The following is a 16,956-nucleotide window of genomic DNA, read 5'->3' on the forward strand; positions in this document are numbered from 1 at the left end:
GGGCACACCATTGGAAGTTATACACAGTCCGATCCAAACCATTCATGACCACCCCCACGGGTGCTCGAGCATGTAGAGGAGCAGGACGGGACCGAGCGCCGCGATGGCGAGCGCTCCCGTCGCGCCGAAGATCTTGGTCGCGAGCGATCCGAATCGAGTACGGAAGTGCACGTTCTTGTAGATGAACGCGGCGAGCACGATTGACACCCCGTACTGCAGGTGTTGCCAGATCGGGACGAAGTTCAGGTACACGGACCAGATCGTCCAGAGCGGGAACGCCATCCAGAGTGCACCCGCCGCGACCATTGTCATCCAGGCCGCAGCGCGTGCTCGCTCTCGCTGCGCCCAGTTCGGGACATATGGATGCGTGGGCTCGGTCGCGTGCTCGATGTCGTCGCTCATGCGCCCGGGAACTGCGAGTAGATCATGCCCAGCACGAGCGATTCGAGCATTCCGAGCGCCCCATAGAGCGCCGCCTGTCGGTTGCCCCACAGCGCGAAGAACAGAACCAACAGCGAGGCCACCCCGAACACCCACCAGGCCATCGCGAGATAGCCGAAGAGGACGAAACCGATGATGCCGTATACCGGCACGGTCAAGATGATGAACGACACCGCAGTCACGATCAGTGGCGTGAACACCACGATCGCGCCGAAGGTCTCGGCTTTGTCGCGCTTCCTCTTCGCTGCCGGCGGTCGTTGAAGGGGTGCGATGGGCGGCACACCTGCACTGTCGTGGCTCATGATTCAAGAGTCGGAGTCGGAGTCGGAGTCGGAGTCGGGCTCGGAGCTGGAAGTCCGAACGGCGGCAGCACGGACGGGTGCGCACGCTCGGGAATCTCGTCCCCGTGGGTTCCGTTCGGGAACATGAGCTCACGCAATTCCGCCTGGTCTCCTGGCTCGCAAGTTCCGACGACTCGGAGATTGACGATGTCATTCGCTGTTCCCGCGGAGACGGTGATCAAGAGGTCGTCGATGTACGCAGAAGGCTTTCGGGCCTCGATTGTCACTGAACTCACGCCGCCCGTGTACGTCCGCAAGCGGATCTCACTCCACCCGTGCTCGTCGAGCCACGTCATTAGCGCCTTCGCCTTACCTTCGGCCGTTGGTTGCGGTAACCACCAACCATCATCGAGAGGTGTCGAACGATAAAAGGAAAATCGATACCCATTGGAGCCGCATCGCGCCGGCGCCACTCCCCACCCGCCGATATCCCACTCGCCGTCGAAGACGTGAAGCTGCAGTTTCGCGATCTGCCTGTTCATCGAGGAGTGAACATCACGTGCCTCGTTGTATAGGTCGGAACCGTTCGGCGCACATCCGGTTGTTGTCATGATTACTCCCAATATCGCGGCGGCGCACACCCACTCCAAGATCGACCGCTTGGCACGAATAACGTTCATCGGCGCTCCTCGACACGTTCCGCATGATCTGCAACGGCTTGGAGATAGGACTGCCCTCGCGGGTCCATGTAACCGACGCTGTCTTCCGGCATGAGCGAAAGCGCTCCAAGCGGCCCCGCCATCGGGAACAGAACCGGGTTCCAGCCGGGCGAACGCGGCAGTCGATACAGAATGTCAGTGGAGGCGCCGGCGTTATGACCACCGACGGGCAGCCCGATCACCGGCTGACCGTCGGGTGAAATGTAGTCCGGCACAGCGCCACCGTCTGCTCCGATGATGTCCACACCGACGCTGCCCGCCGGATCGATCGGGTGCGTTGAGCCGCCCGGCACCATGCCGAATCCACGGATCCAGTCGGTATCGGCGTCAGCCACGGAGACGGATACCCCATCATTCGCGATGGCATCTTCCAACGCGGCATTCGCCTCTGGGGTGAGTCCCGCCGAACCGAACAGCGTTAGGTGGTCGAACACCCCCGCTGACTGCTCAGATGCGACCGCAGTCGACGTGGTGCCAAGGGAATGCGCCCAGCCCTCTTGCCAGGCATCGGGGTTTATGTGCCGCAGCCCTTCGACCAGTGCGACGGTCCGGCTCGCTCCCCGAGACGGCAGGTCCTCTCCCCAAACGGAGCCCACCCAGCCCGAGTCCCATTCCATTTGGAGGACGACCGCGGTCTCGGAATCGATGTTGCGGAAATCGATCTGCTGGTTGGTTCCGCTATAGATGTCATAGGCGACCTTTCCCCATTCCTCCAAAGTCGCGAGATCCGTCTGGATGCCGTGGGTGACCGTGATGACCTGTTGAGCGGTGTCGGGATCACCCAGCACAAGGGACGCCCGAGGGGCACCGTTCTGGTCGAGGAAAACGGAAAGGACCTTGAGCCCCAGCCGCTCTTGGTCGGCGAGCAGCGTGAGCTTTGCCCGCTGGTCATCCGTGAGCGCCGGATCGTCAAGCAGTAGCTCCAGTGCGCGCGTCGACCACGGCACGCGATCCGCCGTCTTGACACCGTTGAGATTCCCGATCGACCCAGGCGCTCGATCCCACAGAGTGGCCAACGGGCCGGTGACCCATTTGCCCGAGGCATCCGCTGTCGATCGGTTGCGGAGCCGATCCAGGATCGCGTTCGCTTGCGCAGGCGGAATGAGCCCGATGGCCGCGAAGAACTCGGGGTGCGCGGCCATCCAGTCAGAGACGTCCTTCTCGCCCGCTGTCGTGAACCAATTGATCCGATCAGCTGCCGCCCTGGTGATGGCGAGATCGAGGTAGTCACCGAGCGACACCGCAGGAGGTGTCTCGCCTGGGCCTGCCGGCGGCCCCGGCGGGGTGAGGCCCCATGCTGTTTGCGCTGCGGTCACCGCGGACCCCCGCGCCTGCAAGACGCTGTCGCCGCCCGAGATGCCTCGGATCTTGTCCGCGAGATCCTGCTCCGCCTGATCGACCGCGCGGTTGAACATCTCGACGTCCAACGCGAGGCGTTCGGCCTCCTGGTCGAGCACACCGAGATTCGCCTTCGCATTCGTGTAGACCGTCGTCTCGGGATGGTTCCGCGCGTTGATGATGGGGTCGTTCTCGGGATCGGCCTGGAACTCGGCGACCTCCTGATCGAGGATCATTGCGTACGAATAGTGGCGCTCATTGAGGTTCTGGATAGTTCCCTGCAGATCGGTCCGCGTTTGCGCGAGCGCCGGGAAGACGTTCACGCCGGCGTCATCGAGCGCTTTCTTCGCTTCTCCCAACGCGTCGCGAAAGTCCCCGATCGATTCGGTCGGTGTGACGAGCGCTCGAGACATGTCTGCCGGTGGGACGAGCGTGAAGGCCGACTCCAGGGGCGCCCATTGAACGCCGACCGCCTCCAGGGTCTCGACCACGAGCGCGCCGAGGGTCTCGGCGGTCTTGCCGAGCGCAGTCAAGGTTTCGCCCGGGAGAACCTCGCGGAGCGTGTGCGATACGAACGTGGTCATCCCTGCTGCACCTGCCTTTCGAACAGGCCGGGATTCTCCGAACGCCACGATGCGGCCATTGCGTCATCCCCCGCCGTGATCGCGAGCACGCCTTCCACCACTGCGGCCGCCGCATTCGACACCGCGGTGATCGCCTTCCCCGGCACCAGTGCGCGCACGTCGAGGAAGTCGTCCCATGCCTCGGCGAGAGTCGTGCGCCCGGTCACGATGAGGTCGGAGCGACGCTCGGCGAGAGCCTGGGCATCCTTCACCGCCTGCCCCAGAGGCTCCCCCGCGACGTCCACGTTCTGCAGCACGACCGACACCTGTTCGGGCGATACCGACCACCCATCATCAACCATTCGAACCTCCGATCTCGAAAGGAGATTACGACAGTTCGACCCCATGTGAAGACATATAAACCACATCTGTGGAGAGCATGCCGATATGCCTTTAGGATCGGCTCATGTTCGCTCCCGAGACGCTGCTCGCGTTCGTCGTTGCGGCGTTCATCATGGTCGTGATCCCGGGGCCGACGGTGCTGTTCACGATCGGGCGCTCGATCGCTCTCGGCCGGGTCGGCGGGTTCCTCAGCATCCTCGGCACCGCCGTCGGATCGATCGTGCTGGTGCTCGCCGTGGCCCTCGGCGTCGGCACGGTGATCGCGCAGTCCGTGATCCTGTTCACGATTGTGAAGGTGCTCGGCGCCGGCTACCTCGTGTTCCTCGGCATCCAGGCGATCCGGCACCGGCACGATGCCGCCGCAGCCGCGACCGCGCCAGCCACGCGCAAGTCCGGCACCCGGCTGCTCTTCGAAGGCTTCATCGTGGGGCTCACCAACCCGAAGTCGATCGCGTTCTTCCTCGCGATCCTCCCCCAGTTCGTCGACCTGCACGCGGGCTCCGTGCCGCTGCAGCTCTTCGTACTCGGCGTCATCGTCGTCGCGATCGGCGTCAGCTGCGACGCGATCTGGGTGCTGCTCGCGAGCGCGGCCCGCGACTGGTTCGGCCGCTCACCACGCCGCCTCTCGACCATGTCGGCCACCGGTGGCGGCATGATGATCGGGCTCGGAGCCTTCCTGCTGCTGTGGAGCGAGAAGCCCGCGACGGCGTGAGCGCGGGCGGTGGCCCTTCGTCTCGCTTCGCTCGCTCAGGGACCGGCGGGAGCGACCGGCTGCCGCAGGATCGTGCGGAGTTTGGCCGGCTCGACCCGGCGCGCATCGCTGAGGTAGATCTCGTGGTGGATGCCGCGCATCTTCAACCCGTTCCCGGGGATGAAGCGGTGGTGCAGCTCCTCGAGCACGGGCGCCTCGTCGTCGTACGACCCCACGTGCAGCGTCTGCACGCACAGACCCTCGTCGAAGGTCTCGAGCCGCACCGCCGACAGGCTCGGCGACGCATCCTTCTTCGCCGCGGCCTTGTCGCGCGCCGCCTCGACCATCTCGGCGGTGACATGGTCGGGAACCATGATCATCATCGTCCACAGCCACGTCGACTTGTCGCGGCGCGACGTGAACGACGCCATGTCCTCGGCATGCCAGAGTCCCTCCAACGGCATCACGACGGTGTCGACGCCGAGCTGCGCGCGGCTCGCGAACTTGACCCCGTAAGCGATCGGATACAGCGCGGCGAGGGCATCCGCGTAGGCCTGCGACACGTTCGGATCACCCGCACCGTCGATCATCAGGTACTGCATCGGCGGCACGTCGACGAGCCGGAACACCCCGCGCTTCGCCTGGTACGAATCGAGTGTCTTCTTCAGATCGGTGGCCGGCATCGCGAGTCCTTCCGTCATCCGCGGGTGAGCAGGTCGCCGAGGTCCCGCACGCGGCGCAGCGCCTCGGCATCGCGGGAGACGATCGCCGCGACCATCGCCCCGAGCAGCGCATCCGCGACGAGCTCGTGCCCCTCACGCCCCGCCGCCGCGAACGAACGCTCGATCGCATTCCGCAGCGGAGCGAGGAAGTGCTCGACCATGCGCTTCCGCGCCGATTCATCGGATGCCGAGGCCACGAGCAGCGCCCGGAACAGTGCGGCGTCGGCATCCGCTTCGATCGAGGCGATCGAGCTCCGCAGCCAGAGATCGATGTCGGCGCGGAGGTCGCCGGTCGCGGCGACGACGACCAGTTCGACCGGCAGCACGTCGTCGAGCACGCAGTCGGCGACGAGCGCCTGCTTCGTCGGCCAGCGGCGGTAGAGCGTCTGGCGCGGCACGCCGGCTGCGGCGGCGATGTCGCTCATCGCGACGCCCTCGTAGCCACGGGCGAGGAGGAGCTCGCGGGTGGCGCGGAGCGCGGCCACGCGAGTGCGCTGATCCGGGGGCCGCCCGATCCGAGATTCCGCCATGAGTCGAGAGTACCGAAGGTGTTCCGCCACTTATGTGACATGTGTAACATAAGTGCCGCGTGAACTTCCGACCCGAATGGAGCCCCCGATGAGATCAGTACTGGTGACCGGCCCCGGCGAGACGACCGTCGTCGACGTCGACGCCCCCACCGCCGGCCCGCGCGACGTTCTCGTGCGCGTGCGCGCCTGCGGCATCTGCGGCTCCGACCACATGTACACGACCTACGGCGGCATACCTCCGCGCCAGGGCGCGACGCCGCTCGGGCACGAACCGGCAGGCGAGGTCGTCGAGGTCGGCGCCGAGATCGAGGGCGTCGCCGTCGGCGACCACGTCGTCATCAACGTCATGGCCACCATCGATGGTCTACTCGGCTCCGGCGGCGCGCAGGGCGCGCTCAGCGAGTACGTGGTGCTACTCGACGCGAAGCCGGGCGAGCAGTTCCGCGTCGTCCCGCCGCACGTACCATTCGCCGTCGCCGCGCTCAACGAACCGATGGCGGTCGCCCGCCACGCGGTCAACCGCCTCGACCCGGCACCGGAGCACCGGGTCGCGATCTTCGGCGCCGGCCCGATCGGTCTCGGCGCCCTGCTCAGCCTCAAGCGCCGCGGCGTCGCGCACGTCGTCGTCATCGACATCGTGCCCAACCGCCTCGAGAAGGCACTGGCGCTCGGAGCGGATGCCGTCATCGACTCCCGCACCGAAGACGTGCCCGCACGGCTGATCGAGCTGCACGGCCGGTCGACGGGCATCGGCCTGCGCGGCGAGCGCTCCTCGACCGAGGGATACATCGACGCCGCGGGTGCGCCGCAGGTGATCCAGACCGTGCTCGGCGTCGCCGGTAAGCGCGCCGTGCTCAGTGTCGTCGCCGTGCACAAGGCTCCGGTCGAGATCGACCTCGGCGGGCTCCTGACCACCGAGCTCGATATCCGCCTGTCGATGGGATACCCCACCGAGATCTTCGAGGTGACCGACGACATCATCGACAACTGGCAGAAGTACGCGCAGATCATCAGCGACGAGATCCCCTTCGAGCGCGTGCAGGAAGCACTCACCCTCGCCGCGACGCCCGGGCAGGCCGAGAAGGTCGTCGTCACCTTCGGCGGAGAGAACGACTGATGCCGCTCGCACTCCTCGACGAGAACGTCGCGCTGATCGTCGTCGACCTCCAGGTCGCCACCGCACCTCGCATGGAGCAGGACACCCTCGAGCGGGTCGTCGCGAACACGAACACGCTCGCGGCCGCGTTCCGGACATCGGGGCTGACCGTGGCCATCGCCACGGTCAGTGGGTCTGTGCCCGGGCGCACCGAGATGACGAAGGCGTACGGCGTCTCGACGGTGCCCGCCGGTGGTGACGCACCGCTCGCTGCACTGGTGACGGATGCCGCCGATATCCTCGTCAGCCGTGCACCCTGGAGCGCCTTCGCCGGCACCGACCTGCACGACGAGCTCGCCCGCCGCGGCGTGACGCAGGTGGTCGTCACCGGTGTCGCCACCAGCATCGGCGTGGAATCGACCGCACGTGACGCCTATGCGCTCGGCTACTCGGTGGCGCTCCCGACGGATGCCGTCATGGACTTCCGCCCGGACGTGGGAGCGGCGCACCTCGCGCAGATCGCTCCCCTGATGGCCGAGGTGACGACGACGACGGAGCTGATCACCGCGCTCGGCGCATCGGAGCGCTGACGCGCGGCGCCGACCCGGTCACGCCTCTTCGACCGGCAACCAGAGCTCGCACGGTCCTCCTCAGTGAAGGGTCTCCAGCTTTTCGCGCGGCGGGGTGCACCCGCCCGATCATTCCGGACGGATTCGATCGACTCCATCGATCTCCATACCAAAGGATAATCGTTTATCCTTTGGTATGGAGAGAGAATGGATGTGATCATGACAGCTCCCCCTCCCGCCGCATGGCCCTCGGTCCGCTTCGAGGAGCGCCCGTGGCTGCGCTCGGGCGATGAGGTCGCCTCGCGTGCGCGACTGCGCGCCGCCGTCGGGCCGTACCGCGCATCGGTCCCACCCCTGATCGCCGACATGGCCGTCGAACTGCCCGCCGATCTCATCGCGGCCTCCGAGGATGCCGGGCGAGAACTCGCACGCTTCGACGCCGAATCGGGGGCTCTCACTGCACCTTTCGCGTCGATCCTGTTGCGCACCGAGAGCGCGTCGAGTTCCGAGGTGGAGAACGTCACGGCGAGCGCGAAACAGCTCGCCCTGGCCGAGATCGGGGATGCACGCTCGGCCAACGCACAACTGGTGGTCGGGAACGTGGCCGCGATGTCCGCCGCGATCTCACTCGCCGATGATCTCGATCCCGCGGCGATCCTGACGATGCACCGCGCGCTCCTCGAGCGCTCGGCTCCTCGCATCGTCGGGCACTGGCGTGATGAGCAGGTGTGGATCGGCGGGGGTGCGATATCGCCGCACAACGCGACCTTCATCCCCCCTCATCATGAGCGGGTCCCCGAGCTGATGGACGATGTGATGCGCTTCGCGCGGCGCGCCGATCTGCCGGCGATCGCCCAGATCGCGATCGCGCATGCGCAGTTCGAGACCATCCACCCCTTCCCGGACGGCAACGGGCGCACGGGACGGGCATTCGTGCAAGGGATGCTCAGAGCAGCCGGGGTCACGCAGAGCGTCACCGTGCCCGTCTCTGCAGGACTCTTGGGCGACACCGATGGCTACTTCCGCGCATTGACCGCCTATCGCGAGGGGGACGCCCGGCCGATCATCGAAGCACTGTCGGAGGCTTCCTTCGCAGCGATCGCCAACGGGCGACAGCTCGAGAGCGACGTTCTGCGCGTCTCATCGATGTGGGACGAACGTGTCAGCGCGCGCCGAGACTCCTCCGTGCACGCACTGAAACGCCTCCTCCTCCGCCAACCGGTCATCACTCTCGGCGTCGCCACCCGCGAACTGGAGGTGAGCGAGCCCGCCGCCCGTGCATCCGTCGAGAAACTGGTCGACGCCGGCATCCTCACCCAGTCGAGCAGTGGACGACGCAACCGGCACTGGCAGGCGACAGAGATCCTCGACGCGCTGGATGCCTTCGGGGCACGCGCGCGGCGCCGGCGCACCGGGCGCTGAGCGTCAGAGCTCGATCGGCGGAGCCGGTTCGGCGTCGGGCTCCTCCGGGTGACGGGCGAGATTCACGACAGCGGCGATCAGGCCTCCCCAGACCGTCACCATCGCGATGATCATCATGACGATCGCCACGGGAGTCATGCGCGGGCCTCCTCATCCTTCGCGCCCTGCACCGGGAGCATCCCCGTCTCGAGGTCTGGCTCGTACTCCTCCTGATCGAGGAACTCGTCGTACTCGGGATCGTCCTTCGCGTGGGAACGGCGGCTCCAGGGAACGAGCGAGAGCAGCACGCCGATCACGACCAGCGCGATCACCATGCCCCAGCCGAACACCGCGAGGAACCAGTCCGGGTAGCCGCTGTAGGGCTCGGAGATCTTGGTGATCAGCTCGCTGATGAGCAGGTAGCCCAGCACGATCGGGGCGAGGGCGCCGATCAGCAGCTTCCAGATGAACCCCACCCGGAAGCTCGACCGACGGTTGAGGTGCTCCTGCAACGCGGGGAGCTTGTGCAGCACCCACGCGACGACGACCACGGCGACCAGCGCCACGGCCATGATGCCGAAGGCGTTGACGAAAGCATCCGTCGTGTCGAGCACCGACAGTGCGGTGGTCGTCGAGAACAGGGCCATCGAGATGACCGCGAGCGGGATCGACACGGTGAGCGTCGTGCGCAGGCGCCCCCAGCCGAGCTTGTCCTGGAGCGCCGCGACGATCACCTCGAGGATCGAGATCATGGAGGTCACCCCGGCGAAGACCAGCGCACCGAAGAACAGCACGCCGATGATGGATCCGCCCGCCGCCTGCGAGACGATCGTCGGGAAAGCCACGAACGCGAGACCGATGCCGGATGAGGCGACGCCTGCGACATCCGTTCCCTGCGCCTGCGCCATGAATCCGAGCGCCGCGAACACGCCGATCCCGGCGAGGATCTCGAAGCCGGAGTTCGCGAACCCGACGACCAGACCCGACCCCGTGAGGTCGGTCTTGCGCTTGAGATAGGAGGAGTACGTCACCATGATGCCGAAAGCCACCGACAGCGAGAAGAAGATGTGGCCGTAGGCCGATGCCCACACACCCGGGTCGGCGAGCGCCTCCCAGTTGGGCGTGAAGAACGCGTTGAGCCCGTCCATCGCCCCGGGAAGGAACAGCGACTGCACGACGAGCACCGCGAACATCACGGTGAGCAACGGCATGAGGATCATGTTCGCCCGGCCGATCCCGCGCTTGACCCCCAGGGCCATGATCGCGATGACGCCCAGCCAGACCACCGCGAGCGGGATTCCCACCTGCGGCACGAAGTCCGCCGAGACGCCCACCTCGGCGACATCGGCCGACTGCAGGAAGTCCACGAAGAAGAAGTCGTTCTCGTTGCCCGGCCCCCAGGTGAGTTGCGCCGAGAACCAGGTGTACATCGCCGCCCAGGCGACGATCACCGCGTAGTAGACCGAGATGACGACGCAGATGAGCACCTGCCACCAGCCCAGCGGCTCAGCGGCGCGGTGCATGCGACGGAAAGCGAGCGGCGCGGAGCCGCGGAAGCGGTGGCCGATCGCGTAGTCCAGGAACAGCAGGGGGATGCCGGCGGTCAACAGCGCGCACAGATACGGGATGAGGAATGCTCCCCCACCGCCCTCGTAGGCGACGTACGGGAAGCGCCAGATGTTGCCGAGACCGACGGCGGAGCCGATCGCCGACAGGATGAAGACGTTCCTCGAGCCGAAGGCTTCACGTTTCGGGGTCTGCGCCGTTGCGGTTGCCATGCCCGCGAGACTACCCGAGTACGTGCGCGCGCTCCGGAAAAAAGACGAACGCCACCGCTTCAGCATCTGAGCACTGAGAGAAGTGGCGTCCCAACCTCACAAAGGAGGAATTCCTTTACAGACTAACGTTGGACGCATGCTCAGTCAAATACGCTCGACCGCTGATGCGAAGGCCCTGCAGCTCGTCGTTCCTCGGCTGCGCTTTCAGCCGTACACGAAGGCAGCGAGCGGATCACTCCTCGATGCCGCGCGCCTTTATATTCTCGATGCGGAACTGCGCGGGTCCGTCCTCGAGCGGATTCATTTCGTGGAGGTTGCGATGCGCGACGCCTTCCACCGCACCCTTTCGAGCGCATACGGCGAGCACTGGTTCCGCGGGAAGAGGGTCATCCTCGACGATCGAACACGAAGCAGGTTCCGCGAAGCAGAAGCCCGCCTTTCCGGGAGCGCCGTGACTCCCGCCCGAGTAATCGCCGAGATCAGTCTGGGCGGGTGGGGAGAGCTCTTAGAAGTTGGAGCCACGTCAGAAGGCGGCGCGAACGCGCTCGCGGGTCGCGCAGACTACGAGCGAGACTTGTGGAGTGGGCACCTGGAGACCTTGTTCGCCTCGGAGCAGCTCAGCAGGCAGAGTGCAGCCGCGCTCGTGCGCAGGGTGAGGCGCCTCCGGAACCGAGTGGCCCATCACGAGTCCGTTGTATTCGGCATCCATCAGCCGGGCGAGCAGGACGCTAGCGGAAATCAGAAACGTCAGTCGACGGTGTCTGCGATAGACGACGTGGCGACGTTGGCCACGCTCTTTTGTAATGATGCGGCGGACTGGCTCGCCACCTGCACCCATGTAGAGGAACATTTGGCAGCACCACTTGCCGTGGCGGGACATGCTCACGTTCGCGAGAACCGCCCGAACACCTACTGGATCTGAGCCGAAGAAGCCCCCGACCACTCGGGGGCTTCGTGGCGGAGACGAGGGGATTTGAACCCCTGGACCCCTTAAAGAGGTCTCCACCTTAGCAGGGTGGTGCACTAGGCCGGACTATGCGACGTCTCCAGGCATCCTCGCCCGAAAGCTCGGATGCACCTAGCCATCGTAACGGATTCCGCGGCATCCCACGAACCGGGACCGAACCCGGTCCGATCCCCGCCGGATTCCCCCGCTCGCCTTGCCCGACACCCGGCACGTACGGCAGGATTGAAACGTACCAATCCGGGCCTCGGCCCACCCCGTGCAAGGACGCATCATGACGTGGAACCGCCCCGAACGCGACGAGCGCACCCTCGGGGACTGGAAGATCGAGCGCCGCGACGATGAGCTCGCCGACCTGCAGTGGCGCGGACATCAGGTGCTCCGCAGCATCCGCGCTGTGGTGCGCGACGGCGATTGGAACACGCTCCCCCTGACCGTCGGCGAGATCACCGGCGATGACTCGCGCCTCGAGATCGCCGTGCGCACGACCGAGCCCGCGTTCGAGGGCGTCCTCCGCGCCACGGCCGACGCCGCCGAACTCGTCGTCGCCCTCGATCTGCGGGCGACGCGAGATGTCGACACTAACCGCACGGGACTCGTCGTGCTGCATCCACCCCAGGTCGCGGGAGCCGCCCTGCAGGTCGGCCACTCCGACGGCACGACCGAGCAGACCGCGTTCCCCGGACGCATCAGTGCGCACCAGCCGGTCTTCGACATCACAACCCTCGGCTGGACGCATGACGGCGCCGGGATCGACCTGGCGTTCGACGGCGACGTATTCGAGATGGAAGACCAGCGCAACTGGACGGATGCCTCGTTCAAGACCTACAACCGGCCGCTCTCGCTCCCCTTCCCCTATCGCGTCTCCGCCGGCGAGCATGTCGTGCAGACCCTCCGGATCCAGGCTCAGGAAACGACGGATGTCGAGATCCGCATCGCTTCCGACATCATCCACCTCACCCCTGCCGGCCCCTTCCCGTCGGTCGGGGTCGCCGCGGCATCCGCCCCCGACCCCGCCCCGACCGTCGACCCGGTCGGCACGACCCTGCTCGTCGAACTCGACCTCGCGAGTCGCGACTGGCGGGCGGCCATCGCCCGGGCCGCCACCTCCGGTCTCCCCCTCGATGTGCGCTTCGTGCTCGACCCGGCGGCGCCCGAGAAGATATCGGATGCCGTCGCCGTCCTCGCGGGCATCGACCTCGCGCGTGCCACGGCCTTCCACCAGGTCAGCGATGCCCGGCACGTCTCGGACGGCGAGGCGATCGACCTGCTGCGTGCCGCCCTCGCCGCACACGGCCGCACACCCGCGGTGATCGGCGGCAGCCGCTCGCACTTCACCGAGCTCAACCGCGAGCTCCACCGGCTGCCACACGACCTCGACGGAATCGCGGTCACCGTCACCCCGCTGTTCCACTCCGTCGACACCGAGCAGATCGTCGAGTCCGTCGAGATGCAGCGCCTCGTCGCCGAAGAGACCGTCGCGCGCGCGGCCGGGCGCCCCGTGCACATCGGCCCGGTCTCCCTCCGCCCGCGCTTCAACGACGTCGCCGCCTCCCCGCAGCCGCTCTCGCCGTACGACGACCTGCGCGACGGCTATGGCCCGCAGTTCACCGGCACCGATGACGACCGTCAGCAGGCGCCCGAACTCGCCGCCTGGACGATCGCGAGCGCCGCGGCCCTGGCCGTTCCCGGGGTCGCCTCCCTCGTGTGGTTCGAGGAGTGGGGACCGCGCGGCATCCGCTCGCGCGACGGGGAGGACCTGCCCGTCGCATCCGCCCTGCGCGCACTCGCCGTCCTCGCGGCGCGCGACGGCGCGACATCGCTCACCGGCCCCAGCCCCGACGGGCTCCTGTGGGCGATCGGCTCCCGCACCGCCGCAACCGACGACATCCTCGTGGCCAACATCGCCGACGAGCCGCGCTCCCTGCACGTCTCGACCGACCGCGGCGAAGCAGCCGTCGCGCTCGCCCCCTCCACCTTCACTCGCATCTCCCTCCCCCGCACCGAGGACCCGCACGCATGATCGACACCTGGAAGTCCGACCTCCGCACCTACGTCACCGAGCACGCGACGCAGATGACCCGCGAGCCCTCCGGCGTGCTCGCCCACCCGTACACGGTGCCCAGCTCGCCCGACTCCCCCTACTACTCGAACGCGCTGTGGGACTGGGACTCCTGGTTCATCAGCGTCGTGCTCGGGCAGGTCGAGCTCGAGACCGGCGAGGCGGGACGCTTCGGCGCCTACGAGGAGGGCACGATCCGCAACTTCCTCGACCACACCGACGCCGACGGCGTGATGCCGCTGCTGCTCAAGCCCGAGGGTCCGCTGCTGCACGGCGACCCCTCACGCGCCGCCGGGTTCTCGCAGAACATGCACAAGCCGATCATCGCCCAGCAGGCCGCACTGCTCAGCCGCCGCCGGGGCAGCGCCGAGTGGATCAGTGACGGCATCCCGGTGATCCAGTCGTTCCTCGAGCGCTACCTCGAGAGCCACATCCACGCCGAAACGGGCCTGGCGTATTGGCAGACCGACTTCGCGATCGGCGTCGACAACGACCCCTCGGTCTACTACCGGCCCGACCGCAGCACCGCCTCGATATACCTCAACTCGCTGCTCTACCGCGAGCTGCTGGCCTTCGGATCGCTGCTCGAAGACCTCGATCGCCTCCCCGAGGCGAATCGCTGGCGCGGGCGCGCGCAGGACCTCGCCGATGCGATCAACACGCATCTGTGGGACGAGCGCGACGGCACCTACTACAGCGCCGACCTGGCCTTCCGCGAGATCGACGGCGACGACTGGCTGCACAGCGGCGCTCCGCGGTCGTGGTCGACGCTGCTGCTGCGCGTCGACAACTGGTCGAGCTTCCTTCCACTGTGGGCCGGCTTCGCGTCGCAGGAGCAGGCCGAGCGGATGCGCGAGCGCCTGCAGGACACTCGCACGTTCCGGGCGAACTTCGGGGTGCGCACGCTCTCCCGCCTCGAGAAGCCCTACAACCTGCGCGCCTCGAACAACCCCTCCAACTGGCTCGGACCGGTGTGGGGAATCAGCAACTACCTCGTCTTCCGGGGCCTCGAGAAGTACGGCTTCGCCGACGACGCCCGCGAGCTGGCGGAGCAGACCGTCGAGCTGTTCGGCCGCGACCTCGCCACGACCGGATGCCTGCACGAGTTCTACAACCCCGACACGGGGGAGGCGATCATGACCCGCAACTTCCAGAACTGGAACTTCCTGGTGCTCAACCTCATCGCGTACCTGGACGGGCGCCCGGTCGTCGCGGAGTTCTGAGCGGCAGGGCGGTAGGGCGTACCTAACTCAGGAAGAACGAGCGTGGCGGGCACCGATCTGGCCTGTTCGATATCGATCGGCCCCGATCTTCCTGAGTTGGGTACGCCGGGTCCGACGCACAGAGGGTCACGCGGTCGAGGCGCGCGCGACGAGCTCGGGCTGGAACACGATGTGCTCGGGCGGCCGACCCGGGTCGTCGGCGCTCTCGAGCAGCAGGCGCATCGCCGTCTCGCCCATGAGGTTGCTCGGTTGCCGCACCGACGAGAGGGGCACGGCCGCAGCCGCCGCGAAGTCGATGTCGTCGAAGCCGATCAGGGCGACGTCCTGCGGCACGCGGATGCCGTGGGTCAACAGTCCCTGCAACACTCCGAGCGCCACGAGGTCGTTGGCGCAGAACATCGCGTCCGGGCGTTCCGACGCGGCGAGCGCGGCGACCTGATCACCCGCGAGACGGCCTGCGTCGACGGTCGATGCGGTCGAAGGGAGCGTGTCGAGAACGGCACCGGGAACCTCAGCGACCGCGCGGCGCGCACCGCCGAGACGGTCTTCCACTTGCCGCATGTCGAGCGGACCTCCGGCGAAGAGGATGCGGCGTCGCCCGGTGTCGAGCAGATGACGGGCCGCGAGGTACCCGCCGGTCTCGTCGTCGACCGAGACGCTGCTGAACGAGTCGTCGGCGCCGCGCCGGTCGACGAGCACAGCGGGGATGCCTCGGTCGCGCATCCGGCGCAGGCGCGGTCCCGCCTCCTGGTAGGGCGAGAGCAGGATGCCGCGCACCCGCTGCTGCTCGAACAGGTCGATGTGCCGGGCCTCCTGTGCGACGTCCTCGTCGCTGTTGGCGAGCACCACCGAGAGTCCGTGCCGCGCGGCTTCGCGCTCGGCCCCGCGGGCGAGCTCGGTGAAGAACGGGTTGCGCACGTCGAGCACCACCAGACCCACCATCAGGCTGTGACCGGCGCGCAGCTGGCGGGCGGCGTCGTTGCGCACGTACCCGAGCTCGGTGATCGCCTCGTGCACGCGCCGGACGGAGTCCTCCTTGACGCGGTCGACGTGGTTGAGCACGTTCGAGACCGTGCCCACCGACACCCCGGCGCGGTCGGCGACGTCGCGGATGCTCGCGGCCACGGTCAGCCCCTTCCTGTGCTCGCGCGCACCACGAGCTGGGGTTCGAACATCCGATGCGGCGCGGCGATCGCGTTGCCGCCGATCGCATCGAAGAGCAGGTCGACCACGGCGATGCCGAAGCCGTCGTGGCGGCCCGCCACGGTCGTGAGCGGGATGAGCGAGGCTTCGGCGAACTCGATGTCGTCGTAGCCGACGATCGCGGTCTGCCGCGGAACCTCGACGCCCCCGGCGACGAGCGCGTTCATGATGCCGAGCGCGAGCAGGTCGTTCGCGGCGAAGATGCCGTCGGGCATCATGTCCGCCGGGCGCGAGAGCAGCGCCGCTCCGATCCGTTTGCCGCCGCGCACCGTGCGATCGGGCTCGTCCATCACCTCGAGCGTCGCCGCCCCGAACTCACGCACGACCTCGCCCGCACCGGCCAGACGACCCGAGACCTGCGGGATGTCGAGCGGGCCACCGACGAACAGCAGGCGACGGCATCCGATCTCGATCAGGTGCTGCATCGCCTGGCGCCCGCCCGAGACCTCGTCGAGCGAGACGGAGGGCTGCTCGTCGGACTGCCCGCGCTGGCCGACCAGCACCGAGGGCGTTCCGCGACGGCGCACCTGCGCGAGGCGGTCTTCGACGGGCAGGTGCGACGACATGAGCAGCCCCTGCACGCGGTACTGCTCGAAGAGCTGGATGTAGTCGTTCTCGCGGTCGCGGTTGCGGTGCGAGTTCGCGAGGAAGACGGTGAAACCGAGCTCGCTGGCGCGCAACTCGACGCTCTCGGCGATCTCGGCGAAGTACGGGTTGCTCACGTCGGGCGCGATGTAGCCGATCGCGCTGCTCACCCCGAGGCGCAACTGTCGGCCGGCATTGCTGGGCACGAACCCGAGCGAGTCGATCGCGGCGCGGATGCGCTCGGCCTTGTCGGCCGAGACGCGGTCGGGATGATTGAGGTAGTTCGACACGGTACCCACGGCCACACCCGCGAGCACCGCCACGTCACGGATTCCGACTCGGGCCATGCGCGGCCTCCTTCGGCTCGGTGATCGATCAGTCACTTTAC

18 protein-coding genes and 1 tRNA gene are annotated in these 16,956 nt (G+C 67.3%); 7 read left to right on the top strand and 12 right to left on the bottom strand.

What is annotated here, in order from left to right; genetic code table 11:
- Positions 1-42 precede the first annotated feature (42 nt).
- From ACIQTT_RS07450 to ACIQTT_RS07470, 5 genes are read right to left on the bottom strand one after another with little or no spacing between them, the layout of a single operon-like run.
- A complete protein-coding gene (locus ACIQTT_RS07450; protein WP_402788151.1) occupies positions 43-402 on the bottom strand; it encodes a hypothetical protein in 360 nt (119 codons plus the stop codon).
- Entirely contained in the window at positions 399-743 is a 345-nt protein-coding gene (locus tag ACIQTT_RS07455) for a hypothetical protein (RefSeq protein WP_402788154.1), read from the bottom strand. Before ACIQTT_RS07455 ends, ACIQTT_RS07450 begins: the two co-directional genes overlap by 4 nt.
- Entirely contained in the window at positions 740-1,402 is a 663-nt protein-coding gene (locus tag ACIQTT_RS07460) for a hypothetical protein (protein ID WP_402788157.1), read from the bottom strand. The genes ACIQTT_RS07455 and ACIQTT_RS07460 overlap by 4 nt, the downstream gene beginning before the upstream one ends.
- Positions 1,399-3,363, bottom strand: a complete 1,965-nt coding sequence (locus ACIQTT_RS07465; RefSeq protein ID WP_402788160.1) for an alpha/beta hydrolase — start codon at positions 3,361-3,363, stop codon at positions 1,399-1,401. Before ACIQTT_RS07465 ends, ACIQTT_RS07460 begins: the two co-directional genes overlap by 4 nt.
- Positions 3,360-3,704 (bottom strand): hypothetical protein, encoded by a 345-nt coding sequence (locus ACIQTT_RS07470; protein WP_402788163.1) that lies wholly within the window; start codon positions 3,702-3,704, stop codon positions 3,360-3,362. The genes ACIQTT_RS07465 and ACIQTT_RS07470 overlap by 4 nt, the downstream gene beginning before the upstream one ends.
- 104 nt (positions 3,705-3,808) lie before the next feature.
- Here ACIQTT_RS07470 and ACIQTT_RS07475 point away from each other — a divergent pair, with 104 nt between their 5' ends.
- Positions 3,809-4,456 carry a LysE family translocator gene (locus tag ACIQTT_RS07475; RefSeq protein ID WP_402788166.1) on the top strand — a complete coding sequence of 216 codons (648 nt, stop codon included), beginning with the start codon at positions 3,809-3,811 and terminating at the stop codon, positions 4,454-4,456.
- 35 nt (positions 4,457-4,491) lie between these two features.
- Here the strand turns inward: ACIQTT_RS07475 and ACIQTT_RS07480 are convergent, their stop codons facing one another.
- On the bottom strand, positions 4,492-5,118 hold the full coding sequence (locus tag ACIQTT_RS07480) for a GyrI-like domain-containing protein (protein WP_402788169.1): 627 nt from the start codon (positions 5,116-5,118) through the stop codon (positions 4,492-4,494).
- 14 nt (positions 5,119-5,132) lie between these two features.
- Positions 5,133-5,687 (bottom strand): TetR/AcrR family transcriptional regulator, encoded by a 555-nt coding sequence (locus tag ACIQTT_RS07485; protein WP_402788170.1) that lies wholly within the window; start codon positions 5,685-5,687, stop codon positions 5,133-5,135.
- Positions 5,688-5,775: 88 nt separating this feature from the next.
- On the opposite strand from ACIQTT_RS07485, the gene ACIQTT_RS07490 reads away from it, so the two are divergent.
- From ACIQTT_RS07490 to ACIQTT_RS07500, 3 genes are all read left to right on the top strand, one after another.
- Positions 5,776-6,804 (top strand): zinc-binding dehydrogenase, encoded by a 1,029-nt coding sequence (locus tag ACIQTT_RS07490; protein WP_402788172.1) that lies wholly within the window; start codon positions 5,776-5,778, stop codon positions 6,802-6,804.
- Positions 6,804-7,373: a cysteine hydrolase family protein gene (locus tag ACIQTT_RS07495; RefSeq protein WP_402788173.1), complete on the top strand. Its 570-nt coding sequence runs from the start codon at positions 6,804-6,806 to the stop codon at positions 7,371-7,373. The genes ACIQTT_RS07490 and ACIQTT_RS07495 overlap by 1 nt, the downstream gene beginning before the upstream one ends.
- Positions 7,374-7,571: 198 nt before the next feature.
- On the top strand, positions 7,572-8,774 hold the full coding sequence (locus ACIQTT_RS07500) for a Fic family protein (protein WP_402788175.1): 1,203 nt from the start codon (positions 7,572-7,574) through the stop codon (positions 8,772-8,774).
- Positions 8,775-8,777: 3 nt separating this feature from the next.
- Here the strand turns inward: ACIQTT_RS07500 and ACIQTT_RS07505 are convergent, their stop codons facing one another.
- Together ACIQTT_RS07505 and ACIQTT_RS07510 are read right to left on the bottom strand one after the other, a co-directional pair.
- On the bottom strand, positions 8,778-8,912 hold the full coding sequence (locus ACIQTT_RS07505) for a methionine/alanine import family NSS transporter small subunit (protein ID WP_402788177.1): 135 nt from the start codon (positions 8,910-8,912) through the stop codon (positions 8,778-8,780).
- On the bottom strand, positions 8,909-10,531 hold the full coding sequence (locus ACIQTT_RS07510; RefSeq protein ID WP_402788179.1) for a sodium-dependent transporter: 1,623 nt from the start codon (positions 10,529-10,531) through the stop codon (positions 8,909-8,911). The genes ACIQTT_RS07505 and ACIQTT_RS07510 overlap by 4 nt, the downstream gene beginning before the upstream one ends.
- Before the next feature lie 136 nt (positions 10,532-10,667).
- Here ACIQTT_RS07510 and ACIQTT_RS07515 point away from each other — a divergent pair, with 136 nt between their 5' ends.
- The gene (locus ACIQTT_RS07515; RefSeq protein ID WP_402788181.1) at positions 10,668-11,453 is read left to right on the top strand and encodes a hypothetical protein; all 786 of its coding nucleotides are present in this window, start codon (positions 10,668-10,670) and stop codon (positions 11,451-11,453) included.
- Between the two features lie 33 nt (positions 11,454-11,486).
- On the opposite strand, the gene ACIQTT_RS07520 is transcribed toward ACIQTT_RS07515, so the two are convergent.
- A tRNA-Ser gene (locus ACIQTT_RS07520) sits at positions 11,487-11,579 on the bottom strand.
- Positions 11,580-11,769: 190 nt separating this feature from the next.
- Here ACIQTT_RS07520 and ACIQTT_RS07525 point away from each other — a divergent pair.
- Together ACIQTT_RS07525 and ACIQTT_RS07530 are read left to right on the top strand one after the other, a co-directional pair.
- Positions 11,770-13,518 carry a hypothetical protein gene (locus ACIQTT_RS07525; protein WP_402788182.1) on the top strand — a complete coding sequence of 583 codons (1,749 nt, stop codon included), beginning with the start codon at positions 11,770-11,772 and terminating at the stop codon, positions 13,516-13,518.
- Positions 13,515-14,780 (top strand): MGH1-like glycoside hydrolase domain-containing protein, encoded by a 1,266-nt coding sequence (locus ACIQTT_RS07530; RefSeq protein ID WP_402788184.1) that lies wholly within the window; start codon positions 13,515-13,517, stop codon positions 14,778-14,780. The genes ACIQTT_RS07525 and ACIQTT_RS07530 overlap by 4 nt, the downstream gene beginning before the upstream one ends.
- Positions 14,781-14,906: 126 nt before the next feature.
- Here the strand turns inward: ACIQTT_RS07530 and ACIQTT_RS07535 are convergent, their stop codons facing one another.
- Positions 14,907-15,911, bottom strand: coding sequence for a LacI family DNA-binding transcriptional regulator (locus ACIQTT_RS07535; RefSeq protein WP_402791142.1), 1,005 nt, complete (start codon positions 15,909-15,911; stop codon positions 14,907-14,909).
- Complete coding sequence (locus ACIQTT_RS07540) at positions 15,908-16,915, bottom strand: LacI family DNA-binding transcriptional regulator (protein WP_402788186.1); 1,008 nt, start codon at positions 16,913-16,915, stop codon at positions 15,908-15,910. The genes ACIQTT_RS07535 and ACIQTT_RS07540 overlap by 4 nt, the downstream gene beginning before the upstream one ends.
- Positions 16,916-16,956 lie beyond the last annotated feature (41 nt).

Source organism: Microbacterium sp. NPDC090225, from assembly GCF_044772365.1.
Classification (GTDB): Bacteria; Actinomycetota; Actinomycetes; order Actinomycetales; family Microbacteriaceae; genus Microbacterium.